At 32.4% G+C, this 23,215-nt stretch carries 22 protein-coding genes and 4 pseudogenes; 5 read left to right on the forward strand and 21 right to left on the reverse strand.

Annotated elements, in window-relative coordinates:
• Positions 1-41: 41 nt before the first annotated feature.
• The 12 genes from CQZ94_RS21520 to yqeK form a co-directional block, all read right to left on the reverse strand.
• On the reverse strand, positions 42-1,502 hold the full coding sequence (locus CQZ94_RS21520; protein WP_105587053.1) for a serine hydrolase domain-containing protein: 1,461 nt from the start codon (positions 1,500-1,502) through the stop codon (positions 42-44).
• Complete coding sequence (locus CQZ94_RS21525; RefSeq protein ID WP_105587004.1) at positions 1,483-2,019, reverse strand: hypothetical protein; 537 nt, start codon at positions 2,017-2,019, stop codon at positions 1,483-1,485. Before CQZ94_RS21525 ends, CQZ94_RS21520 begins: the two co-directional genes overlap by 20 nt.
• A complete protein-coding gene (locus CQZ94_RS21530) occupies positions 2,016-2,357 on the reverse strand; it encodes a PadR family transcriptional regulator (protein WP_105587005.1) in 342 nt (113 codons plus the stop codon). The genes CQZ94_RS21525 and CQZ94_RS21530 overlap by 4 nt, the downstream gene beginning before the upstream one ends.
• A 476-nt stretch (positions 2,358-2,833) precedes the next feature.
• Positions 2,834-6,004 carry an ATP-binding cassette domain-containing protein gene (locus CQZ94_RS21535; RefSeq protein WP_105587006.1) on the reverse strand — a complete coding sequence of 1,057 codons (3,171 nt, stop codon included), beginning with the start codon at positions 6,002-6,004 and terminating at the stop codon, positions 2,834-2,836.
• A gap of 79 nt (positions 6,005-6,083) precedes the next feature.
• A complete protein-coding gene (locus tag CQZ94_RS21540; protein ID WP_105587007.1) occupies positions 6,084-6,563 on the reverse strand; it encodes an SRPBCC family protein in 480 nt (159 codons plus the stop codon).
• A gap of 99 nt (positions 6,564-6,662) precedes the next feature.
• A complete protein-coding gene (locus CQZ94_RS31280; protein WP_181149534.1) occupies positions 6,663-6,818 on the reverse strand; it encodes a hypothetical protein in 156 nt (51 codons plus the stop codon).
• 54 nt (positions 6,819-6,872) lie between these two features.
• Positions 6,873-7,721, reverse strand: a complete 849-nt coding sequence (locus tag CQZ94_RS21545) for a GNAT family N-acetyltransferase (protein ID WP_105587008.1) — start codon at positions 7,719-7,721, stop codon at positions 6,873-6,875.
• Positions 7,722-7,748: 27 nt separating this feature from the next.
• The gene (locus tag CQZ94_RS21550) at positions 7,749-8,489 is read right to left on the reverse strand and encodes a class I SAM-dependent methyltransferase (RefSeq protein WP_105587009.1); all 741 of its coding nucleotides are present in this window, start codon (positions 8,487-8,489) and stop codon (positions 7,749-7,751) included.
• A gap of 14 nt (positions 8,490-8,503) precedes the next feature.
• The gene (locus CQZ94_RS21555) at positions 8,504-9,139 is read right to left on the reverse strand and encodes an SDR family oxidoreductase (protein WP_105587010.1); all 636 of its coding nucleotides are present in this window, start codon (positions 9,137-9,139) and stop codon (positions 8,504-8,506) included.
• A gap of 16 nt (positions 9,140-9,155) precedes the next feature.
• Positions 9,156-9,866 carry a 5'-methylthioadenosine/S-adenosylhomocysteine nucleosidase gene (mtnN, locus tag CQZ94_RS21560; protein WP_142395895.1) on the reverse strand — a complete coding sequence of 237 codons (711 nt, stop codon included), beginning with the start codon at positions 9,864-9,866 and terminating at the stop codon, positions 9,156-9,158.
• Positions 9,867-9,890: 24 nt separating this feature from the next.
• The gene (locus CQZ94_RS21565; protein ID WP_105587012.1) at positions 9,891-10,565 is read right to left on the reverse strand and encodes a DUF3885 domain-containing protein; all 675 of its coding nucleotides are present in this window, start codon (positions 10,563-10,565) and stop codon (positions 9,891-9,893) included.
• A 13-nt stretch (positions 10,566-10,578) separates the two neighbouring features.
• A complete protein-coding gene (gene yqeK, locus CQZ94_RS21570) occupies positions 10,579-11,187 on the reverse strand; it encodes a bis(5'-nucleosyl)-tetraphosphatase (symmetrical) YqeK (protein WP_105587013.1) in 609 nt (202 codons plus the stop codon).
• Positions 11,188-11,384: 197 nt separating this feature from the next.
• Between yqeK and CQZ94_RS21575 the strand changes: the two genes are divergently transcribed.
• The 3 genes from CQZ94_RS21575 (at position 11,385) to CQZ94_RS21585 (ending at position 14,425) form a co-directional block, all read left to right on the forward strand.
• Entirely contained in the window at positions 11,385-12,080 is a 696-nt protein-coding gene (locus CQZ94_RS21575) for a response regulator transcription factor (RefSeq protein ID WP_105587014.1), read from the forward strand.
• Positions 12,070-13,227: a sensor histidine kinase gene (locus CQZ94_RS21580; RefSeq protein WP_105587015.1), complete on the forward strand. Its 1,158-nt coding sequence runs from the start codon at positions 12,070-12,072 to the stop codon at positions 13,225-13,227. Before CQZ94_RS21575 ends, CQZ94_RS21580 begins: the two co-directional genes overlap by 11 nt.
• Positions 13,228-13,408: 181 nt before the next feature.
• Positions 13,409-14,425, forward strand: coding sequence for a D-alanyl-D-alanine carboxypeptidase family protein (locus CQZ94_RS21585; RefSeq protein ID WP_105587016.1), 1,017 nt, complete (start codon positions 13,409-13,411; stop codon positions 14,423-14,425).
• A gap of 58 nt (positions 14,426-14,483) precedes the next feature.
• Here CQZ94_RS21585 and CQZ94_RS21590 read toward each other — a convergent pair.
• The 4 genes and pseudogenes from CQZ94_RS21590 to CQZ94_RS30925 form a co-directional block, all read right to left on the reverse strand.
• A pseudogene (locus CQZ94_RS21590) lies at positions 14,484-14,903 on the reverse strand (DinB family protein).
• Positions 14,904-14,908: 5 nt separating this feature from the next.
• Positions 14,909-14,998: pseudogene (locus CQZ94_RS21595) on the reverse strand (alpha/beta hydrolase); the annotation flags it as partial.
• An 89-nt stretch (positions 14,999-15,087) separates the two neighbouring features.
• A complete protein-coding gene (locus CQZ94_RS21600; RefSeq protein WP_105587017.1) occupies positions 15,088-15,612 on the reverse strand; it encodes a GNAT family N-acetyltransferase in 525 nt (174 codons plus the stop codon).
• Positions 15,613-16,105: 493 nt separating this feature from the next.
• The gene (locus CQZ94_RS30925) at positions 16,106-16,309 is read right to left on the reverse strand and encodes a hypothetical protein (RefSeq protein WP_142395896.1); all 204 of its coding nucleotides are present in this window, start codon (positions 16,307-16,309) and stop codon (positions 16,106-16,108) included.
• Between the two features lie 138 nt (positions 16,310-16,447).
• Here CQZ94_RS30925 and CQZ94_RS21605 point away from each other — a divergent pair.
• Positions 16,448-17,002, forward strand: a pseudogene (locus CQZ94_RS21605) (collagen-like protein); the annotation flags it as partial.
• 395 nt (positions 17,003-17,397) lie between these two features.
• Positions 17,398-17,620: pseudogene (locus CQZ94_RS31840) on the forward strand (hypothetical protein).
• A 101-nt stretch (positions 17,621-17,721) separates the two neighbouring features.
• On the opposite strand, the gene CQZ94_RS21610 reads toward CQZ94_RS31840, so the two are convergent.
• The 5 genes from CQZ94_RS21610 to CQZ94_RS21630 are packed head-to-tail and all read right to left on the reverse strand — an operon-like array spanning position 17,722 to position 23,197.
• Positions 17,722-19,662 (reverse strand): AMP-binding protein, encoded by a 1,941-nt coding sequence (locus CQZ94_RS21610; RefSeq protein WP_105587018.1) that lies wholly within the window; start codon positions 19,660-19,662, stop codon positions 17,722-17,724.
• Positions 19,663-19,711: 49 nt separating this feature from the next.
• The gene (locus CQZ94_RS21615; RefSeq protein WP_105587019.1) at positions 19,712-21,253 is read right to left on the reverse strand and encodes an acyl-CoA carboxylase subunit beta; all 1,542 of its coding nucleotides are present in this window, start codon (positions 21,251-21,253) and stop codon (positions 19,712-19,714) included.
• A gap of 2 nt (positions 21,254-21,255) precedes the next feature.
• Complete coding sequence (locus tag CQZ94_RS21620) at positions 21,256-22,044, reverse strand: enoyl-CoA hydratase (protein WP_105587020.1); 789 nt, start codon at positions 22,042-22,044, stop codon at positions 21,256-21,258.
• Positions 22,045-22,048: 4 nt separating this feature from the next.
• Positions 22,049-22,960: a hydroxymethylglutaryl-CoA lyase gene (gene mvaB / locus CQZ94_RS21625; RefSeq protein ID WP_105587021.1), complete on the reverse strand. Its 912-nt coding sequence runs from the start codon at positions 22,958-22,960 to the stop codon at positions 22,049-22,051.
• A gap of 21 nt (positions 22,961-22,981) precedes the next feature.
• Complete coding sequence (locus CQZ94_RS21630; RefSeq protein ID WP_002136443.1) at positions 22,982-23,197, reverse strand: acetyl-CoA carboxylase biotin carboxyl carrier protein subunit; 216 nt, start codon at positions 23,195-23,197, stop codon at positions 22,982-22,984.
• Between the last annotated feature and the right edge of the window lie 18 nt (positions 23,198-23,215).

The raw sequence follows: 23,215 nt of genomic DNA on the forward strand, positions 1-23,215 counted from the left end.
AGTGATTATTTAATATATTATATTTACATAATTAAAAACCCTTATGCTTTATTTACCAATTTACTTTTCAACGCAATACATATTGATATTAATCCATTTACGGTCAATAACATAACTATAATACTAGTGAGTAAAGCTACATCTGCAGCAAACATTTTAATTGTCTGCCACGGTGAATTTGTACTATAAATAAGAAGTGGAATTAAAATAATAGATACTATTAGTAACAAACTCCCTAGAAAAAACCAAGCCATTTTTTCACGGATTTTCTTACATTTATACTTTATTATTAACATAATTGCTGTAATGAAAAGTGTGAAAATTACTATTGACATAACAAGTTGAACTATTGGTATATTTTTGGGTATACCAACAGCTTCTTCACCATTCAAAATATTAATAATACCTTTTTTCAGTGCTGGCAGTGCTGTTTCTTCTAAAATATGATTTTTATTCGTTAAAATCACACCACCCCAGCCAGTTTCATTTAAAATAAATATTTCTGCATGTGAATCCGGAGTTGACCCTGAATGCCAAACCATCTTTTCGTTTCCATTTATATTTGTTGTCCTCAGTCCAAATCCATAATATTTTTCTGAATCTACTTTATATAGTGGTGATAAATAAAGATCCATACTATCTTTATTTAAAAATTGCGTATGCTCTTTGTGATTCAAAAACATAATAAATTGAATCATATCTTCTAAATTTGCAGTAATATAACCATATGGTGCTCCAGCATTGTCATAGGACACTACACTTTTTCTTGGTATGCCAAACCAAGATTGGTAGCCTGTTAAATATCCTTTTTTATATGCACTATCATTATTTGCCGCTGCACCATTCATTTTTAAAGGTTTAAAAATATACTTTTCCATATATGAAGAATAGGTTTCTTTTGTGACTTCCTCAATAATAGCACCAAGAACGATATAATTTGCATTACTATATTGATACTTTTGCCCTGGCGGAGCAGTTAATTTTACATTTGAAAGTTTCATTACATTTTCTTTTAATGCTGTAGAAATTTTTGATTGTTTATCTGATAATGCTAAGCCTTCATATGTGCTTATTCCACTCGTATGAGTTAGTAGGTGTTGGATTGTTATATCTGAGGTTAATTGAGTATCTTTTACTTTAAACCAAGGGAGATGTTGTTGAACTGAATCCTCTAATTTAATTTTTTTATCTTCTATTAACTTTACAATAGCTAAAGCTGTTAAAGATTTACTTATTGAGCCAATTGCAAATGGTGTTTTACTAGTTACCTTTTTTTCAGACTCTCCAGTAATCCCCCACGTTTTTGTGAAAAATACATCTTTATTATGTATAATTGCAACAGAAGCTCCAGGAATGTTCTGTTCCTTTATGAATTTTTCAATATACTTATCTAAAGTAACTTTAACATTTTGCTGAGCGTAAACTTTCGGATATGCACTGCATAACATGAATACACTACAAACGATACAAATTAGAAACAATTTATATTTTGATATTTTCATCATAATTTGCATCGGATAACTTTTTTTTTTTATAAACTACTAAGATTATAGGTATTAATACAGAAATAGATAAACTAATCATTATTAATACAGAATTCCACCACTGATTCTCTGCTATTCGATATAAAAGATTATAATTAAATGTATTATTACTATTAGTTGGATTAAATGATTCAGTTAAAAATATTGAAAGTGTAGTTTGAGAGATGAGGTAAGTAATAACTGCGATGAATATACCACTTAAGCTAAATGTACTAGATTTTTCGTTTACATTTTGAAGTTGCTTCATTTTTACTCGCAGATCAATTTCATTAATCTCCAAAAAATCTTGAACAAATAATTGAGGCGTTCCTAGATCATTTATACTATCCTCACCATGTTCACGACATTCTTGAATATGTTCTAATATTTGTTGTTTAATATTTTCCCTTTCTTCTATATTTATATCGTATTGCTTTAATTCCTTAAGTACTTCAGTTAAAAATTGCTGTTCTTTACCGTTTAATTCATTCCTCATTTCAAAAGGTCTCCTTTCAAACCGATTTTTAATAATGCTTGAATATCAGATTGCAATTCTAACCACTCATTAATTTTTTTCTCGAGACGTACCTTTCCATTTTCATTAATTTCATAATAAATCCTAACCTTACCACTATCTGTTACTTCTTGATAAGTATTAACCCACTCTTGATTTTTTAACTTAGTTAAAATTGGATAAATACTTCCTACTCCTTTCAATTTTAAATTGTGCACTTCAAGCTCTTTCATAATTTCATAGCCATAACTTTTCTTTGTAGACAAAATAGACAATACACACATTTCCAAATGACCTTTAATTAAACTTGTTCTATCCATAGGGTAAATTTAACAGAAATATATACTTCATTCAAGTATATATTTCTGTTAAATTTAAAAAATCAGAAAAAATCTAATTCTTACTCCAAAAAACATTCGGATTCTTTTCATTCACAATCATACCTAGTGTTGTATTTATCATCCTGAAAAATTATTTTTATACAATAATAATTATATAATAAATTATTATTATTAAACTATTAACACTCCACCTCACCGATTTAGGGTAGCGTAATAGTTTCCAACTAAGGCTTAGTAAAAAATTTTTTAAACATATATGCCCACCTGCTATATGCTTCAACTAATCTTTTGTTAATTTAAGAATGATTTTTTTAGTATTACGAGTAGATTTTTTTATCTTTTGTCTCACTAAATCAACATTTTAAAACAAACAAGTTCTTTTTCAAAACAAAAACTCATTTGCAGATTTTTGCAAATGAGTTTTTTATCACTAACTGATGACTAGCTTCTTTAATTTAACTATTTTTCTCCAGACATTCATAAACCGCCATCATTTCTCGTTTATTCAACTCACGAATTCGATTAAATATTAGAATGTCTGCAACATCCTCCGTTCGTAAGCTTTCATCCACAACATCACTTACTTTTCCAGTCAACCATGTTTGCACGTCTATGTCATCAACAATTTCTTTAAGTCCTTCATCATTGATACCACTTGCATTACAAGTTACACATGGAATTGTTAATTTAAATACGCCATCATGCAGATTATCTTCGGTTATAACTTTCTTTCCATTACAGAATGGACATGGGTTGCTTTTTTTAATTTTATTAATTTGGGTAACTAATTTTTTGTAACCAAATGCTTCGTATACATATGTTAGTTTTTTATATTTACCATTTGTGAAATACTTATCTATAATGATTTCTCTCGTTTCATAAACATGCGGAAAATCACAAATAGTTACTTGATTGTTGACGCTAATTGATTCTATATTTCCTTTTATTTCATCCCAAAATGGTAAAACATTTTGTAACACCATTTCATAATTTGAAAAGCTTGCTTGTTCTAATTCGAACATTTTCAGTGCAACTTGTACTTTTCTTGGCAATAAAGAAACATCTTCTGTCAATCTTATATCGCCACCAACAATAGATTTCAATTTAACGAGTGCTGGTAAATCACCAACTGTTTTCAACACTTCAGTTATAGGCTGATTGATTATTTCGCGAATATCTGAGTTTTCAAATTTAAGCGGTTTATGATGATTTAAAACCGTTCCCTCACAAATTGGACATGTCATCATTTCTTTAGAAGTCTTAATATCTTCTTTAATAGCTGCTTTTGAAATAACAATATATCCACCAATGATCGTATTAAATCCTACCCACGTTCTACGTGTCTTCCCTTTTTTATCATAAAATGATTTTTCAAAATATCCGTACCAAAATGTATGTTTTTCTTCTTCTGACATATCATTGTAGCTCTTTGACAAATCATGACCAAGCTCATTTTTAATTTCTTCAAATAGAAATTCTATTTTTTCATACTGATAAAACTTTAATACTTTCATGATTTCTGGATAGAATAAACCATCCCAAAATGGAACATTTTTATCTTGGATCGTAATCTCTTTATCAAAGATTTCAATCTTAAGGCGTCCTGAACAAGATGGGCAATGATTATCCTGTGAATAGAAATCAAAACTTCTCGTATCTTTATTAGTCGGATGAGCAGCGACAATATGATTAATCAATCCACCAATCTCATACAGGAAACTATACTGACTATACAAATGTCTTTCAAGATCAATAGCAACAACCGGTGCAATAGTTTCAGATTCGAATTCACCGTAAATTAATCGTGCCATTGAAGATAAACTTTTTAAAATACCACCCTTATAGATGTTTTCTGCATTTTTAAAATAAGCAATATGATTTTCTTCTAAATAGTGAATTCCATTTTGTTGATTAAGAGTAGAAGAAATTTGCAATGGACCAACTTTATCTATATCATTTTTTTGACGATAATACTCATCATGACTCACAATATCAAGATGTTCTACAGATGCAAGCTGTCTTTTACCAAAATCAACGATAAAGTCAGAGCTTTCTAGCATATAAGCGTTATGTTCAATCATTACGATTGAGACTGAATCATCTTGTAAAATACCCCTAACACTATCAATAAATTGATTTAAAATATTTTGTGATAAACCTTTTGAAGGCTCGTCAAAAATAAATAGTGTATGTGGGTTTCTTGAGTTTGCAAATAACTCCGAAACTAAATGTATACATTGAAACTCACCTGTTGATAAAGTTTGTGTTTTTCGTTCTAATGTTAAATAGCCAAGCCCTAATTTGATTAGTAGGCTCAAGCGTTTATAAGCGATATCTTCATTAGGAAGTTCATCAATGATATCCTCAATCGAGCGTTCAAAAATATCATCTATATCTTCACTATATTTAGTAAGTTTCTTTTTAATATCAAGAAAAGTCGCAACGGTTGATCGACTTGTAATTGATTGATTTCGATCTTGACCTACCATAACAAGTTTATCTTTTGGATATCGTTTCAAGAAATCTTTAGCTATACATTCATTGACAAGTGTAGATTTACCACAACCGGATTCACCCGTAACAGTTACAAGTCTATTTTTAGGGATTTGGAACTCATCCATTTGAATATTGCGGCAATATAAATCATGGAACGAATAATATTCTATTGGTATTTTCTGATTCCGTTCCCAAAGTATTGGCTCTGGCCTTGGTGATTCTTCAACAATTTTTCCGCCATATTTCCCGCTACCTGGCCCAAAGAACAATTGTTCATCAGTTGTATCCAGCACTGTATCTGAATGATCAATGAGCCAAATTTGATTCTTACACCCTAATTGTTTAATCTCTTCTAAAATTTTCAATAACGTTTGATGATCGAGCCCTACTGAAATTTCATCAATAATAATTACAGTATTTTCACTTACTGCCATAAATTCCGCCAAGTAAAGTCGTGTTACTTCTCCACCTGACAATGTACCCATTATTCGATTTAAAGTTAAGTAACCAATATTCATATTGATAAGGTTTTGAAGAATATGTTGCTTCGCTTCACTAATATTTAAAACTTCTGCTAATGAAAGAATAAATTCAACACTTAAATCATTAATATCAGAAATAGTATGTGGTTTATCAAACAATTCAATTGTATATTGTTCAACCTCTTGACTATAACGTCTGCCCTCACATTTTTTACACTCAATATTTTTAGTTGTGCCTCGGCCTTTACAACCAGGACACCACCCTAATGGATTATTAAATGAAAAGACCTCTGGGGAAAGATTGAATTTTTCAGCAAGTTTCTCACGAATCTCTTTAAATACGCCCGTATGGGTACCAATTGTAGAACGCGGGTTGGAAGAAATTGATGATTTCCCTAAAAAGAGAACTAAAGGCATCTCTTCAATCTTAACTGCACTGAAATTGGTCTCCATAATATTGGGAAATAAATACTGATATTCAGCTTTTGGTAATAATGAAACAAGACGCTTTTTTGATTCCTCACCAATTGTTTGACAAAAAGTTGTTTTACCAGATCCAGACAAACCGGCAATTCCAAATGATTTGTTTACTGATATTTCTGCGTCTAATTTGTTTATATTGTTTGCAATTAATTGATTTACTTTCATATTAACCTCTATTCTTATCGTTCTTAAAAATCGTTTTTATAAGATAATAATTATACAATAAATATCAATTATATCATTACTATCCTTTTAACTCATCGATCTTAACCTTATATTTATCAAACCAATATTCCCACTCATCTTTTGAAAATTCTTTTTCTGCTCCCTCTAAAACAGAAGAAAAAAGATCTAAACAAATATGCCAACCCGCTATATCTTTCGGTGTATGATCTGTTAATTCATGAATAAATTCTTTAAGTAATAAAAGTGAACCATTTTCCTCTTTATGTATTTCAAATCGGACACGATCTTTATCCCATGTGAATTCTAAAACTGAATTTATTTGACATTCTAAGATATCAATATTTATAAATGTACCATCCATCATATCAAACTTTATAATTCCACCTGTCCTAAGGTCTTCTATTTGTAAGTTAGACATCCACTTTTTTAACTTATTATTATCTGTTAATACAGACCAAACTCCTTCTATCGAATATGGAAGATGACGATCAAATTGTACTACGTATTCATTACTTTGTTTATTTATTACAGCTAACATTATTAATTAGCCTCCTTTTCACCTGAAACGAATATATGTTCTGCTTTCATTTTACATGATTTCATTTGAAAAAGAAATCTCTATTACCTCCCAATTAATTCAAAAAGTTTTTTTAGCTCCAAAATTGATTGTTATATATTTCTGGTTATAATTTAAATTTAGCAATTCCTCTTTTAGTTCTTTTATTGTAGATAATAAACTCGCATTTGGATCATGAATAATACATGTTAATGCTACCTGTTTTACAGATTCCATATTATATTCTCCTCCTGACAAAATAAAAAGCAGAAAGAATTCTTTCTGCTACTTTCATAATAAATGGTACATTTCATATTGTGCTAAAGAGTTTTTTTCAAACCCACATTTCTTCAAATACCCCTGAAGTAACCCATTATTAGGAAAACTAATAGATAAACTTAATAACTTCAATTCTTCACTTGCTACATGTAATAATTTCGTCGCAATACCATTATTTCTGTATTCTTTATCTACAAATATAAAGCTAATTTTCCCATGTTCATTTACACATACAGATCCTTTTAAATTATTATCGACATATGCACCGTAAAATATATTATTTGTTTTTTCAATATAATCAAAGTCGTTTTGCCAATTAATATGAAAGCTAAAGCAATCTTTATATTTACTTTTAAACTCTTGGAAATCAATTTGTTTTATTTCTATATTTTTCGATTTTCCAACTTTCATTTTTGATAATTCTATTAAATTATAATAAGAAAGATCATATATTTTTCCATAACCTAGTTTTTTATAGAAATTAATTGCTCGATCATTTCCAACAATTACTTCAAGAAAAAGTTGTTTACATCCATTTTGAATCGCCTCTTCTTTATGCAGTTCAAACAACTTTTGACTAATACCAACACCGCGATAATTAGGATGGGTCGCTAACGTTCCGCAGCGCATTGTTTTTATACTTTCATAAACTTTTATACCACCAAGTATTACACCAACAGATTTATCACCATCTAAAGCAAGAAAGGAGTGTTCTAACAAATTGCCTTCTGGCCCAAAAAACCTTTTTATAAAATCTTCTTTTGAAACATCCATTTTAATAATATAATCTGAAAATCCATCCTTAAAAGCTTCGTACACTAAATCTATACTCACTTCACTACATCTTTTGTATTGAATCATATAAGTATAATCCTCCGCTTTGACTAGTTATATACTACATTCAAACACATGAAATGAATTCCCTTCACCATATCCATCCTTTATTTCATGAACAACAATTTGACTAAATCCATTAGCAATAAGTATATTTTCAAATTCTTTTAATTCATATAGTCTTATAGGAAAATCCATAACCTCAGTTTCTACTATTTTCTCATCATGAATGATTTCATATTTCAATTTCATATTTAAAAGCTTTTGCGCCTCATCATATGATACTTTTCTATACTCAACAATTAATTCATTGTTAATTTCTTTTCTATTTGTCTCTATCCAATCTAGAATTTGTTCTGTTTCACTTCCGCCTTGTACAACAGTAAGAAGTAATTTTCCATTTTCCTTTAAGTTGTTTTTCATATTTCGAAGACTAATGTCTACTAAATTATCTGGTAAAAGTGAAAATGAACCTATAGGAATCATAATAAGATCGTATTTTTTATCACTATAGTATTCTTCTATTCTTCCTTGTGACACAACCGGTTTTAAGTTTAATTTTTCTGCTTTATTTTTACAAACTTTAAGCATATCTTTCGAAATATCGAATCCTTCTATATTCACACCATTTTGCATAAAAGGAATTAACATTCTACCATTTCCACACATTGGTTCTAACACTTGTATGTTTTTGTCTTTTGCAAAAGAAAGATAAAAATCCAATTCTTTTCCACTCGCAATTGATTTATCACTTTCATATATCTTTGTACAAAGTTCACCATAATACGTAAGCAATTGTAATTCACCTCTCAATTTGAAATAAGTGGACATTTCCCTACATATGTCTCACTATTTATTTGTTTTATAACAAACGGTGCAATATCTCCATTCTTAATTTTGATTCCTGGCATATCTATTAAACTTTCTTTTATATTTCCAATACTATTCCCCTCTATAACAAATGGTAATCTAACAATTGTCCAATCTACATCACTACTTTGTATACTTTGCAATTCTTTATATTTATCCTGCATCATCTTTGGAAGAAAAAATCGAAACAAATTAGCCCCTATTTTATTTATAATTCCCTTCTGATCTCCTTTTACATTTAAGGAGCCTCCGGAAATAAGAATATAGCGCTTCATTTCATATTCCTTTATTACTTTTAAAATATGCTTCGTAACTGTACTAAAAATATAAGGTTCATTTCTCGGCTGACCTACCGCATTAATCACAGCTTTACACCCCTGAAGTAATTCCTGTATGGCTGAAAAATCACGGGCATCTCCACTGATAGTCTCTATATTTTCATTAGTTATCGTCATATTTTTAGAATTTCTCGTTAATATTCGTACTTGATAGCCCTTTTCTAACGCTTGATTTACTAGGAATTGTCCGGCTTTTCCATTCGCACCAAGAATCGCTATTTTATTTGTATTTTCCATTATTAGAACCCTCTAACTATCCATTGTTAACTACAGTAATCTCATAAACACGTAAAAAAGTAATTAAATGCTCACATGCTCGCTCACATGCTAACATTTTAAAAATCTTTTGTTCTACTTTCGTTTTATCATTCGCTTGATCTGAAGCAGCCTTTAAACATAGAAATGGTTTTTTATTTATACGACATACATAAGCGAATGCTGCCACTTCTTGATCAACGGCTAAAGCACCGTAAACAGTATGCAGTAAATACCTCATTTCTGAACTACGAATACGCTGATCTCCTGATAAAAAGGTACCAAAATGAACTGGGTCATACGAACGCAATTTCTTCATTCGTTTTACAAGTGATTTAGTTGTTTCAATAGGTGCTGTTCTACCATCATATAGATTAAAACTATCTTCTCCTGAACCAGCCGCTGTAACATCATGCTGTAAAGTATTAAGAGCTACAACGATGTGTCCATTTTTCACTTTATCTGATAGGCTCCCGCAAATTCCTGTCATAAATAACTGGTCTGGCTGGAATTCACTTATTAATAGTTGCACACAACTAGCACAACTTACTTTACCGACACCAGTTACGACTGAAATAACTTCTAATTCATTAATAGAATGAAAATGAAATTCCCAAGCTGCTTTTTTTTCTACACGCTCACTTGGATAATGTTGATGTAAATACGTAAGCTCTGGTTCCCATGCAGATACAATTGCTATCCTTTTCATTACACACTTCACTTCCTCCTATTTTCATTTAAATAAGTCAGCTATACTTTCTCGTTCATAATCTGGTATCCACTCTTTATACTTCTCATATAAATTCCGTATCATTTCTTTATTCTTCGCGATTACTTCACATCCTCTATCATCATAAATAAACATGATAATATCCTTTGTTACATTTATAAAAAATACATCTGGATATGAAATTTCTTTTTTTCGTCCTAGGCGTGGACGTAGATCTGGGAAATCTTTATGATTAGCAGCTTCAATAAGCGGTTCATATTTAATATCTTCCGCAAGACATTTTAAAGAAAATTGATATGTACAATATAAGTCGGCTTCTTCATATTCAAATAGAAAAGGTAATGTTTCTTGTCTTATATGAAACTTTAAATTCCTCTTTTTAATAAATCTATTATATACATTTATTTTCTGCGGGTTTTTTATATTTTCCTGTTTAAATCGATAAACATTTGTGACCAAAAAGACGGTATCTTCTTTTGAAAATATATCTTCAAATAAGTATTTATTACATGTATATAGTTGAGAGAAGTATTCCATGTTTAAATCGTCGGTTCCTTCTATATTTTGATATTTATCTTTTCCAAAATCAAAATGCAGATGATTTTCCCACTGAAAGTATATGTACGGTACAAATGTAACTCTTGGAAATGTTTGATTCATATATTCTCTTAATTGCATTTTTATATCCTTTCTACTCTACAATTTCTTTTAAATGCCAATATGCTTCTTCTAGCCACGGATGTATGACTTTTAAAGTATCTTTTCTTTCCCACAAATATGAAATATATACAAAAGCAGCATGTTCCAAAGATTTTTCTAATCCTTTTTTTATTTCAGTTAAATATGATGGTGTTCCTATTTGATCCCATTCTATTTTATCAGCAACAAATAATACTAAATCCATCTTCGTTGCATGTTTACGCAAAGTAGTGTGGCAACAGATTGCATTTAAAACTTCTTCGTCTACTATTCTAAATATCTCTTTTGCAATTACTCTCGATAATTTTTGATGAATAATCATTGGAAATTTCCGTTCTTCTTGTAGTATTTCGATTCCAAATTCTTCAGCAACTGCAATCCGCTCCTCGTTCGGAAAGATTGCACTAATGTCATGTAAATACCCTGCAATCGCTGCTTTTTCTTCGTTTTCATGAAACATTTCCGCAATTTCCCGTGCTTCATTTGCCACACGAATAGAATGTTTATATGTAATTTCTTTATTGTATTTTAAAAGAAAAGCTTTTATATCATATTCTATTTTTCCAGTTGAAGTAAATGAATATAGATCACTATACAGCATCGCAAGTTCTCCTTATAACTAACTTTCATTATAATATAGAATTTAAATATCCCTCTTATTTTGTATTCGTTATAAATGGTTTTATTTCTTTTTATTACGTTACATGAAATTTTATATGGAATCCTTACTACAAAATACTTAAATGTTTGTTATTATAGTAATGTTGATTAATTGTAAGGAAAGGAACTAATTTTATAATGAATAAGAATATATTAATAATTGATGATGATAAAGATATCGTAGAATTGCTTGCAGTTTATTTGCGAAATGAAGGTTACAACATCTATAAAGCTTATGATGGTGATGAAGCATTACAAATGGTCTCTACATATGCAGTTGACCTTATGATTTTGGATATTATGATGCCAAAACGTAACGGATTAGAAGTTTGTCAAGAAGTTCGTGAAAATAACACTGTACCTATCCTTATGCTTAGTGCTAAGGCTGAAGATATGGATAAAATATTAGGACTTATGACTGGCGCAGATGATTATATGATTAAACCGTTTAATCCATTAGAATTAGTCGCTAGAGTAAAAGCTTTGTTACGAAGATCCTCTTTCCAAAACGCCGCTACACAAAAGAATGAAGATGGTATTATTCGTATTCGTACAGTTGAAATACATAAACATAATCATACTGTAAAAGTAAATGGTGAATATATTAAGCTCACCTCTATTGAATTTGATATTTTGTATTTGCTCGCGAGTAATACTGGAAGAGTATTTAGCTCTGAAGAAATATTTGAACGCGTTTGGAATGAAGATGGTTATGGTTCTAATAAAACGGTAATGGTACACATTAGTAATTTACGAGATAAACTTGAAACTGTAATGAATGGAGATAAATTTATTCATACTGTTTGGGGGGTAGGCTATAAAATTGAGAAATGAAGCATTTGATATATTAAAAGATGTTCCAAAATGGAAAATTATTTTTTGGCTTATATTAGCCATTACACTTACCCCTATTACCGAATTAATTATATATCGTCTCGTTACGAGTGTAGTTGAGAGTTCACTTACTCTAAGCGAATTAGGTAAAGAGTTTATTCGAATTTTTGGTTATGAAAAGTATAGAGGGATAAAGGAATCTTTATGGATGATGATCGTTTCTTATTTGTTTTTATTTTCTATTTTCTCATCCTACCTTTACATTTTTTATCGTCATGAAAGAAAGCTTTACTATGAAACTTGTATTAAAAAAATGATTGAAGAAATTCGATATGTTGCGAGTGGAAACTTTAATCATAAAGTTTCTATTGTACACCATCATTATTTAGAAGAATTAGCAACTGGCGTTAATCAAATTGTTGAACAGTTAAAAGTATCAATTGATGAAGAAAGACAGGCGGAACAAGCAAAAAGCGAACTGATTACGAATGTATCACATGACTTACGAACGCCTCTTACATCTATAGTTGGATATGTAAATTTAATCCATCATGATAATTATAGAGATGAAGTTGAATTACGTCATTACATACAAGTCATTTACGATAAAGTAACTCGTCTCAACGCATTAATGAATGACTTGTTTGAGTATACACGTGTTCAAAACAAAGAGTTAAGTTTAAATTCTGTTCCCATTGATATGGTAGAACTGCTAGGACAATTAACTGTCCAATTTCGGATACAGCTTCAAGAAGCTAATATTGAATGTCGCCCTTCCTTCCCACCTCAAAAACTAATGGTACTAGCTGATGGAGATAAGTTAGTACGTGTGTTTGAAAATCTAATCATAAACGCTATTACTTATGGAAATGATGGAGATCATATTGACATTACTGCTTACGAAAGCAATAATATGATTGCTGTTGATATAACAAATTACGGACAACCTATTCCAAGTACTGATTTACCTCATATTTTTGAACGTTTTTATCGCGTCGAAAAATCACGATCCACAAACACGGGTGGATCTGGACTCGGATTAGCGATTGCAAAAAGTATTGTGGAACTGCATAAAGGAACGATTGAAGTATATAGTGATGATGAAAAAACAACTTTCACTGTGAAGTTACTTCCATACAAATGTTAATACGACACATTGAAAGGTTCAATTTCTTAGCATATAAGAAATTGAACCTTTCGTTTTCCATAAATGTCCAAAATTTAATAATTCCTTGAAATTCTTTAGAAATTCTTTACCTTTTCTTTCTTCCTAATTAAGTATTCCTTTTTACAATAGTAATATTGATGTAATAGTAGGAGGATCGTTTATGCAATTCTTTAAAAAAATAGCAATTTTATTTTTATCTTTTCTTATCACTGCGCTTATCGTTTTATATTTTTATCTTTATGTAAATGGACCAATTACTCAAGCTAAATCAGCTATTTTAATAGATGCTACTTCAGGTGAAGTTGTTTATAAAAAAAATGAAAGTACGCCTATTCATTCAGCCACTTTAACTAAATTAATGACGGAGTATATCGTATTGGAACAACTTCATGACGGCAAAATACAATTAGATGAACCTGTAAAAATAAGTAACGAAGTTTTTCAAACAGAAACGAGCCCTATTCAAGTAACATCAAAGGATAAAACAACCGTTCGTGATCTACTTCATGCATTACTATTAACAGGAAACAATCGTTCTGCACTTGCACTAGCAGAACACATTGCTGGAAATGAGGATAATTTTACAACGTTAATGAATGAAAAAGCAGAAAAACTTAAGTTATCTCAGCAATCTCCATTTATAAATTCTACTGGAATAAATGGAGATAAGAATAAACACTCCATTACTACTGCAGTAGACGCATCCAAATTAGCAGCGCAATTAATAAAAGATTATCCAGATGTATTAACTATTACTAAACTACCCTCTTACCGATTTACCTTCAAAGATGTTCAAGTTTTCAACACAAATAAAATGATTTATTCCCTTGATGAAAACATTAAGCTCAAAGGTGTTGATGGCTTACAAACTAGTTTTTCAACTAACGGTAATTATAGTTTTGTTGGTACAGCAAAACAAGGAGATAAAAGACTTATTTCTATAATTTTAGAAGCCAATGAAGAAAGCACCTCTTTTATTGAAACAAAAAAGTTACTTCAATACGGTTTTGAACCTACCTCCTATTCTGCACTCCAAGCTTTTAAAGACGCTGTTACATCTTGGACAACATTGCGTCAGTTTGAAAATTTATTTATACAAACGATTATGATTTTCTTCATCATTACAATCTTAATGTTTATACATATACGACAAAAAAAATCAGAGGATTTCAATTAAGAGATCCTCTTTTATATAACAATTAACTAAAAATACATTTGTAAGTCTCCCCCTGTATTTATAATCCCCTTCCAATTAAATTCGCTGAAATGGGCTGAAGGTTGAATTCTCTCGCCCATATAGATAGCTGACCAATGTGATGGATTTCATGCACAATTACATGTCGTAACACTTCACCATACCTATAATCTTTATCCGTCCATGATTGCACAAAATCATCTAATTTCTGTTTATATAAATCAGATAACGCTTTCACTTTTTGAAGTGATTTATAATCTTTAAACTTTGGCTCTTTATCTTCTTTTCCTTGCAAATCACCGATCCAATTATACTCTACATCTATAATATGGAATAGCGTTTCTAAAATGTTCCCAGCGCCTCCAACACGTTTGCGAAGTAATTCTTCCTCTGTAAGTTGATCACACCATTTAAACCGATCATCTCTTACTTGCCAATTGTATTAAACTAAAGTCCGCACATTTATCACTCCCTGACGTTTATAATCCAATTCACAGCATCTATTACATAATGCGGCTCATCTTTTTGAATATAATGACCGCTATTTTCTGCAATTGTAATTATTTTTGTTTTTTATTCATGATTTCCCACCAAACCCTTTTAATTTTAATTAACATAATATAATTATAATAAACATTTATTATTTATTCTTGCCATTCATATTCCAACATGCTCATTTCCCATAAGTTCCAATACGTATCTCCTACTTTCCTGACCTCTCTTAACAATCCTTCTTTTGCAAATCCAATCTTTTCATAACATGTAATGGCTGAAGTATTAAAATCAAAAACACCAAGAGTAACTCTATGCAGTTTTAATTCTTTAAATGCAATATTTAGTACAGCCTTCATCATCTGCTTTCCTATAGAACGTCCTCTCATATTTGTATCACCGACTAATACTTTTCCAATCCTGGCAGACATATTTATATAGTCTATTTGCCCAAGAGAAATATGACCAATAACTTTTTTAGTCTCTTCATCTACTACTTTAAAAGCAAGTGTATTTGCATTTTCATAATTTGTACTCTCTATATAACTGTCTAATTGCTGTTCATCTAGCGGATACGTAAATGCATTTCCTGACCATTGTATTAAAAATTCTTCGGAATCAATCCAATTTATTAATTGTTTGAAATCATTTCTAGTAAAGTATTTTAGCCTAATCATTCTTATTCTCCTTTCATCCACCTTTTATATACCTTCAAATTTATTTCTATATGAAACATTTATTCCCTTTTGTACAAAATAAAAAGCCATTCTTATGAATGACCTCACACAAAAAACAAGCAAAATTATGCTTTATTTGCTACGTCAATACCGTTAAAATCAAACTCAGCAGTAACAGTTGTAGCTGGTGGTAAAATCGCTTCAATTTTACAAAGAGATATAATTGCTGCGACTGAACCAGGAATAGCAGCTAGCTAATTGAGCTAGCTGCTTTGTTTTTTAACCATTTTTGTAGGAACACAATTTATATGCATAATTTCCGAAGTGAAATCCATACTATATTTAGGTCTTAACATCTAAAACCCTTATTTCAGCCTTAGACCTAATATAGCGCTCCTCTCTCTTCCTTGGGGCTAAGCAGTTAGCTTGAGCTAGCTGCTTTTTTATATTCACCATTTAATCAAATTGCGAATATATTAAATTCTACCTCTCTTTATAACATGAGCTCGTTACTTATGTAATTTTTACAAAGGGCACTAATTGATAGTGCTCTTTGTAGTTTTTTCTCTACAAAATGAAATGTTTGTCCAATTATCGAATACATACTCTTCAAATACTTTGATGAATAAACAGTTTGACCAATCCACTGTTTTTTTGTTCTTGCTAATACTGCACTTAAAGTATGACTAAAAGCCATGCTTGCGCTCGCATCTATAATTTCTGCTAACTTTTCGATTTCTACTATCTATTACCTATCGCCATTAAGCTAAGAAAAGCTAATACCCCAAAACGAGAAAATTGACATCTCCAGGTAAAAATATACAGAATTTTTATTTTAGGGTGTTGTCCATGTACTAATGTTCTTGACAACCCTGGATTTGATGAACCGCCAGTAATAACCGATCCAGTTCCTGGTTGGAATCAGGCTGGGGATGTTACAGAAGTAGGTGTTCCAAATGCTCATAGTGGTCGTATTCTTTCAGATGGGACACTTAGTCTCTTAGCTGCTTCAATTGGACCAGGTGGAAGTATTAATCAATTGGTTGATGTTGACGAAGGTTGTTGTTTTACGTTTTCTTTTGCTGCGGATGTAAGGGATAATGCATTTCTTATAGCTTCTGTATCTTTTCCAGAACTTGGACATGGATGTCCTCCTCTTTCTACAACTCTTGGTCCATTAAACATTCCCCATATTATACCAGTTATGAATCAACCACAATCTCTTTTCCAACATTATATTCTTGTTGTGTGTATACTTCCTGGTGTAACTGCAGCATGTGTTGCTTTCCAAAATATTGCTACAGGTGGGGAAGGCGCAACAGCTTTTGTTGACAATGTCGTATTTCAACCTACTGGTGGACCTTGTACTTCATGTTCACAAAATTTCTAATATACTGATGCACTTGCAGCTTTTCGTTTTGTTGGTGGACCCCATAACTATTAAAGAGAGCCTTTGGGCTCTCTTTTCACATTAAGAATCACCATATGCTCCCATATGCTGCGCGCATTCCTGTATAGTCCCGATACATATGAGTGATTCACCTTTGTAAATGGTATACTCCTTTAGGTGCACTATTCCGCCCCCTGCTATTAAAATAGCGTTTTTATTCAATTACCGTTTTCACTTCTTCGCATTCTACAATTCGATATGCAATATTACATATTCTATATGTTCGATTTACAAACATGTAATAATTGGTTTATACAAAGATTTAAAATTAATATTGAAAGGAGAATACTAAATGGCTTTCTTTTCTTGGTCTCCTCTTATTTTCTTAATAGTTGTTGCAATCATCATTTCTATTAAAATGGCTAAGAAACAATAACTTTATATAGTTACAACAATTTATTATTAGGAGGTGTAATTATGTCATTTGCAGCATGGAGTGCGATTTTTATGACTTTAATCGGAGCAATGTCAGGAGCAATTTTTGGTACAATTCCCTCTAGAAATAAGAGCAAATTATCCTATTTTGATAAAAACTATAAAACAAACAGACATACTTAACACTTATAGTAGAATTTTTCTACTTCAAATTTACTTTTTCTCTCTTATCTTTTTGTAAACATTAAAAATGAGCTCTATTTACACAGAGCTCATTCATAATTTTATAGTTGACTAGACTGTAACCCCTGAATAAACGGCACTACTTCAGGATTTACAAGTGACGATAAATCTCCTAACTCTTTTCCTAAGTAAGCTGCTTTAATGACACGTCGCATTACTTTAGAATTTCGTGTTTTTGGTAAATCTTCTACAACGTGAATGTCTTTTGGACATAAAGCTTTTCCAATATGAGAGTTTACTAAACTCATTAATTCTTTCTTTAATTCTCCTGAGAATGTTACACCGTCTCGTAATACAACAAAACAATGACAAACTTCACCTTTTACATCATCCGGTACACCAATAGCGGCTGCTTCTATTACATTATTATGTTTCACAAGAATAGATTCATATTCAGCAGGCCCAATGCGTTTTCCAGCAATATTTAACGTATCATCTGAACGCCCCGTTATAATATATTGTTCACCATCGTAAATAACCCAATCACCATGGACCCATTTATTTTCAAAACGTGACCAGTATGTGCTCACATAACGTGCATCATCTTCCCAGAAACTTTTCGTCATACCTACCCAAGGTTTTTCTAAACATAACTCTCCGACTTCATCACGAATAGGTTTACCTTGATCATCGAGTACAACCGCTGCCATTCCTGGTAAAGATGCGTTAAAACTAATCGGTGCAATTGGTTTAATAAGGACGTTTCCGAAAATCCCACCAGAAATTTCAGTTCCTCCTGAATAGTTACAAATTGGTACTTTACCTTTACCGACTGTATTAAATAACCACATCCATGGGTCTGGATTCCAAGGTTCTCCTGTTGATGCGAATACTTCTAAACTTTTTAAAGAGTGCTTATTTACATATTCATCACCTTTTGCCATTAAAGCACGGATTAATGTTGGTGAAATACCGAGATGTGTAATCTCATATTTATCGACTGTTTCCCATAAGCGGTCTGCTTCTGGGAAGTCTGGGACACCTTCGTACATAACCATCGTTGCGCCATTAATTAAAGAGCCGAATAGTAAAAATGGTCCCATCATCCAGCCCATATCAGTTACCCATAATACGCGGTCGCCTTGTTTTATATTCATTCCAAATCCTGCATCAAATGCAGATTTCAGCGGAAAACCAGCATGTGTGTGTACTGTTCCTTTCGGCTTACCAGTTGTTCCTGATGTATAAATGAGCATTAATGGATCATCACTATGCATTTCCTCAGCATGTATGAATGGTTTTTCTTTTTCTAACGTACTCCATGAAAAATCGTAATTATGCGGTGTAAAATCATTTCCTGCATGACGAACAATTACCACCTTTTCAACAGTTGGACAATGTTCACAAGCTTTATCTACTTCATCTTTTAAAGAAACAATTTTCCCACGGCGTGAAAAGCCATCTGCGGTAATAATCATTTTTGAACCCGCTGCTTGTACACGTGTCATTACTGCATCAGCAGCAAAACCTGAGAATATTGGTGAAATAATCGCTCCAATTTTCATTACTGCTAACATAGCAACAACTGTTTCAGGAATCATTGGCATGTAAATTGTTACGCGATCACCTTTCTCGATACCAGCGTGTTTTAAACCATTTGCAACACGACTTACCCAACTATCAAGCTCTTCATATGTAAATGATTTCGAAGTTCCATTTTCCCCTTCATACATAAGTGCTGGCTGTGTTTTCGTTTCATCGTCTGCAAGCCAGCGAGATAAAGCAGATTCTACAACGTTACAAGTTCCGCCAGTATACCACTGCGCAAAAGGTGTACCATTTTCTAAATCTAATACTTCTGTATAAGGTTTCATCCACTGATAGCCAACCGCTCTCTCAGCTTCTCCCCAAAACCAGGCTGTTTCTTCAATTGACTTATTATAAAAGGCCTCGTAATCTTCATAGCCTAATGATTTCATCCAACCAAATAAACGCGTTTTTTCTTTATATTCTTCTGTTGGAAACCAAACTGCTTGTTTCAATGTTTTCCCCTCCTTGACTTTTTGAGCAAGAAAGCCCTAAATAGGGCTTTTAAACTGGATATACAGGATGTTTACGATCCGTGAATACTTGATATTTACTCATATACATTTCAAATCGGCCTTTTAACTCTTCACGTAAATTGTTTGGATGAACAATACCATCAATCACCATCTCAGATGCTAAATGATAAATATCTATATCTTTCTTATACTCTTCACGTTTTTCAGCAATGAAACTTGCACGCTCTTCTTCTGGTAAAGCTGCAATTTTATTTGCATATACAGCATTGACCGCTGCTTCTGGACCCATTACTGCAATAGAAGCTGTCGGTAATGCTAAGCAGCAATCTGGTTCAAACGCTGGACCTGCCATTGCATATAAGCCAGCTCCATATGCTTTTCGAACGACGATAGAAATTTTCGGTACAGTTGCTTCACTCATTGCAGAGATCATTTTTGCGCCGTGACGAATAATACCAGCACGTTCTACTTTTGTACCAATCATAAATCCAGGTACATCTGCAAGGAATAATAATGGAATATGGTATGCATCGCATAAATTTATAAACTTCGCTGCTTTATCAGCTGAATCGTGGAATAATACGCCGCCCTTCATACGTGGCTGATTTGCAATAATGCCAATTGGCTTACCATCAATACGTGCTAAACCTGTAATTAGTTCTTGAGCAAATAATTTTTTTACTTCAAAGAAAGAACCTTCATCAATAATTCTGTTAATGAGATCCTTCATATTGAAAGGAGCATTTTGATTTTCTGGAATGATTTCTTCTAACGTTTTATCGAACTGTTTCGGTTCTTGAGGTGTAATCAAAGGAGTCTTTTCTAAATAGTTACTTGGAAAATAAGAAATATATTGTCTAGCTTGCGTAATTGCATCTTCTTCTGTCTTACATAATACATCTCCGCACCCTGATACAGAGCAATGCATACGAGCTCCACCCATCTCTTCTAAAGTTACCTTCTCGCCGATAACCATCTCAGCCATACGTGGAGACCCTAAATACATAGATGCATTTCCTTCCACCATCATAACAACATCACAAAATGCTGGAATATACGCACCACCAGCTGCTGAAGGCCCAAATAATAAGCAGATTTGCGGTACTTTACCTGATAATTTCACTTGATTATAAAAGATTCTTCCTGCACCGCGGCGTCCCGGGAACATTTCTACTTGATCGGTAATACGTGCCCCAGCAGAGTCCACTAAATAAAACAATGGCACACGTAATTTTTCAGCCGTTTCTTGAATACGTAAAATCTTTTCAACTGTACGTGCCCCCCATGATCCGGCTTTAACTGTTGAATCATTTGCCATTACGCATGCAGTACGACCATGTATTTTACCAGTTGCAGTTACAACACCATCAGCTGGTAATCCTGTTTGTTCACAATTTGCAAATAATGCATCTTCTACATATTCGCCATTATCAAATAGAAGAGCTAAACGATCTCGAACAAAAAGTTTGCCTTTTGCGTTGTTTTGCTCATGATATTTCGGTGCCCCGCCTTGCTTAATTGTTTCAACTCGTTCTTCAAATGAATTAGATTGTTGTTTTTGATCTAACATATTTACTCCCCCTTATACATTGGTTTGCGTTTTTCCTTGAATGCCTGTAATCCTTCTAATCTATCTTTCGTATGAATTACGCCTTCATACGCTTGTTTTTCCATTTGTAATCCGGTATGTAAATCTACTTGAATACCATTTGAAATTGCCTCTTTTGCTAATCGAACGGCAATTGGACCATTATTAGCAATTCGATCTGCAATTTCAATTGCTTTCTCTTCTAGTAAATCAGCTGGTACTACGAATTCTACTAAACCATATTCTTTCGCTTCTTGCGCCGAAATACGTCTTCCTGTATAAATTAATTCTTTCGCTCTACCAACTCCAATTAATCTCGGTAAGCGCTGAGTACCACCCGCACCAGGTATAATTGCAAGGGAAGTTTCAGTAAGACCTAGACTTGCAGTGTCAGAAGCAATTCTAAAATCACAAGCTAAGCTTAATTCAGTACCTCCACCAAGTGCGATTCCATTAATAGCAGCAATAACTGGTTGTGATAATTGGTCAACCATCTCCATAGTAGAACGAATCATAGCCACAGCATGGCGAACTTGTTCTTCATTCATGTTGGCACGCTCTTTTAAATCCGCACCAGCGCAAAACGCTTTTTCACCAGCCCCTGTTAAAATAACAACGCGCGTATTTGATTCTTCGTTTATTTGAGTTAATATAGTTTGTAATTCTTCTAATAATGCCAAAGATAATGAGTTTGCTTGTCTTTCACGATTTAACGAAATCTTTACAACGTGCGGTGTAACATAGTCAACGGAAATGTTTTGTAATTGTAGCATCTTCTCACCTACTTATCGTTTTATGCTGAAGCGCTCTATACACATGACTCGGTAATTGGATATTTAACTTACTTTGAATAAATTGACTAGCTCTCAATAACTTTTCTTCGTCTATATTTGTTTGGACACCTAACTTATGGAGCATATGTACTAAGTCATCAGTAGCAACATTACCCGATGCTCCTGGTGCATAAGGGCATCCTCCAAGTCCACCACAAGAACTATCAAACGTTGTAATACCATGTTCTAAAGACTTAACTACATTTGCCAGTGCCATTCCATACGTATTATGAAAATGCATTGCAAACTGCGAAGCATCATACTTCTTTAATAAATGTTCTAATACTTGCTCTACTTGTAACGGATTCGCTACACCAATCGTGTCACCAAGAGAGATTTCATAAATGCCGTATGAAAATAGTTGATTACATATTTCGTCAACCGCTTCAACACTTATGTCTCCTTCATAAGGGCATCCAAATACAGTAGAAACATAGCCCCTTACCTTTTTCCCTTCGAATGTTGCCTGCTTTGTTATATCTTCAATTACAGCTAATGCTTCTTTAATTGATTTATTAATATTACTTTTATTATGAGATTCACTTGCTGATAAAAAAACATTCACCTCATCTACATTTTGCAAAAAAGCTCGTTCCAAACCATTTTGATTTGGAACAAGCGCTGCATATGTAACATTTGGATCCCTTTTTAGCTCAGAAAATACATCACTTGCATCTGCTAATGCAGGAACCCATTTAGGGTGAACGAATGAGGAAACTTCAACGTACGACAATCCCGCTTCTGTAAGTAGTTGAATCCATTTTACTTTATCTTTTGTGCCAACAATCTTTTTTTCATTCTGTAAGCCATCACGTGGCCCGACTTCTTTAATGACAGCAAAATTAGGTAGTTTCAATTCGCTTCCCCCTATATCTCCCTATTCAATTTCTAGTAATACATCTCCTTCATTTACAAAATCGCCTTCTTGAACGCTTATTTTCATAACAGTTCCGGCTTCTTCTGAAACGATTGGAATTTCCATTTTCATAGATTCCAAAATGACGACATCCTGCTCTTCCTCTACTGTGTCTCCTACTCCTACAACAATCTTCCAAACATTTCCTGCCATCGATGCATATACTTTCGTCATCATTTTTTCCCCCTTAATATT

Source organism: Bacillus sp. MYb209, from assembly GCF_002975175.1.
Taxonomy (GTDB): Bacteria; Bacillota; Bacilli; order Bacillales; family Bacillaceae_G; genus Bacillus_A.

What these genes read in the sequence shown, in the direction of transcription:
- CQZ94_RS21600 (WP_105587017.1), bottom strand. Translation starts at nt 15,612, where the DNA reads ATGATTAGGCTAAAATACTTTACTAGAAATGATTTCAAACAATTAATA.
- mtnN (WP_142395895.1), bottom strand. Translation starts at nt 9,866, where the DNA reads ATGAAAAGGATAGCAATTGTATCTGCATGGGAACCAGAGCTTACGTAT.
- CQZ94_RS21545 (WP_105587008.1), bottom strand. Translation starts at nt 7,721, where the DNA reads ATGATTCAATACAAAAGATGTAGTGAAGTGAGTATAGATTTAGTGTAC.
- CQZ94_RS21525 (WP_105587004.1), bottom strand. Translation starts at nt 2,019, where the DNA reads ATGAGGAATGAATTAAACGGTAAAGAACAGCAATTTTTAACTGAAGTA.
- CQZ94_RS21535 (WP_105587006.1), bottom strand. Translation starts at nt 6,004, where the DNA reads ATGAAAGTAAATCAATTAATTGCAAACAATATAAACAAATTAGACGCA.
- CQZ94_RS21575 (WP_105587014.1), top strand. Translation starts at nt 11,385, where the DNA reads ATGAATAAGAATATATTAATAATTGATGATGATAAAGATATCGTAGAA.
- CQZ94_RS31280 (WP_181149534.1), bottom strand. Translation starts at nt 6,818, where the DNA reads ATGGAATCTGTAAAACAGGTAGCATTAACATGTATTATTCATGATCCA.
- CQZ94_RS21585 (WP_105587016.1), top strand. Translation starts at nt 13,409, where the DNA reads ATGCAATTCTTTAAAAAAATAGCAATTTTATTTTTATCTTTTCTTATC.
- CQZ94_RS21530 (WP_105587005.1), bottom strand. Translation starts at nt 2,357, where the DNA reads ATGGATAGAACAAGTTTAATTAAAGGTCATTTGGAAATGTGTGTATTG.
- CQZ94_RS21520 (WP_105587053.1), bottom strand. Translation starts at nt 1,502, where the DNA reads ATGAAAATATCAAAATATAAATTGTTTCTAATTTGTATCGTTTGTAGT.
- CQZ94_RS21630 (WP_002136443.1), bottom strand. Translation starts at nt 23,197, where the DNA reads ATGATGACGAAAGTATATGCATCGATGGCAGGAAATGTTTGGAAGATT.
- CQZ94_RS21565 (WP_105587012.1), bottom strand. Translation starts at nt 10,565, where the DNA reads ATGCAATTAAGAGAATATATGAATCAAACATTTCCAAGAGTTACATTT.
- CQZ94_RS21615 (WP_105587019.1), bottom strand. Translation starts at nt 21,253, where the DNA reads ATGTTAGATCAAAAACAACAATCTAATTCATTTGAAGAACGAGTTGAA.
- CQZ94_RS30925 (WP_142395896.1), bottom strand. Translation starts at nt 16,309, where the DNA reads ATGGCTTTTAGTCATACTTTAAGTGCAGTATTAGCAAGAACAAAAAAA.
- yqeK (WP_105587013.1), bottom strand. Translation starts at nt 11,187, where the DNA reads ATGCTGTATAGTGATCTATATTCATTTACTTCAACTGGAAAAATAGAA.
- CQZ94_RS21540 (WP_105587007.1), bottom strand. Translation starts at nt 6,563, where the DNA reads ATGTTAGCTGTAATAAATAAACAAAGTAATGAATACGTAGTACAATTT.
- CQZ94_RS21620 (WP_105587020.1), bottom strand. Translation starts at nt 22,044, where the DNA reads ATGCTACAATTACAAAACATTTCCGTTGACTATGTTACACCGCACGTT.
- CQZ94_RS21555 (WP_105587010.1), bottom strand. Translation starts at nt 9,139, where the DNA reads ATGGAAAATACAAATAAAATAGCGATTCTTGGTGCGAATGGAAAAGCC.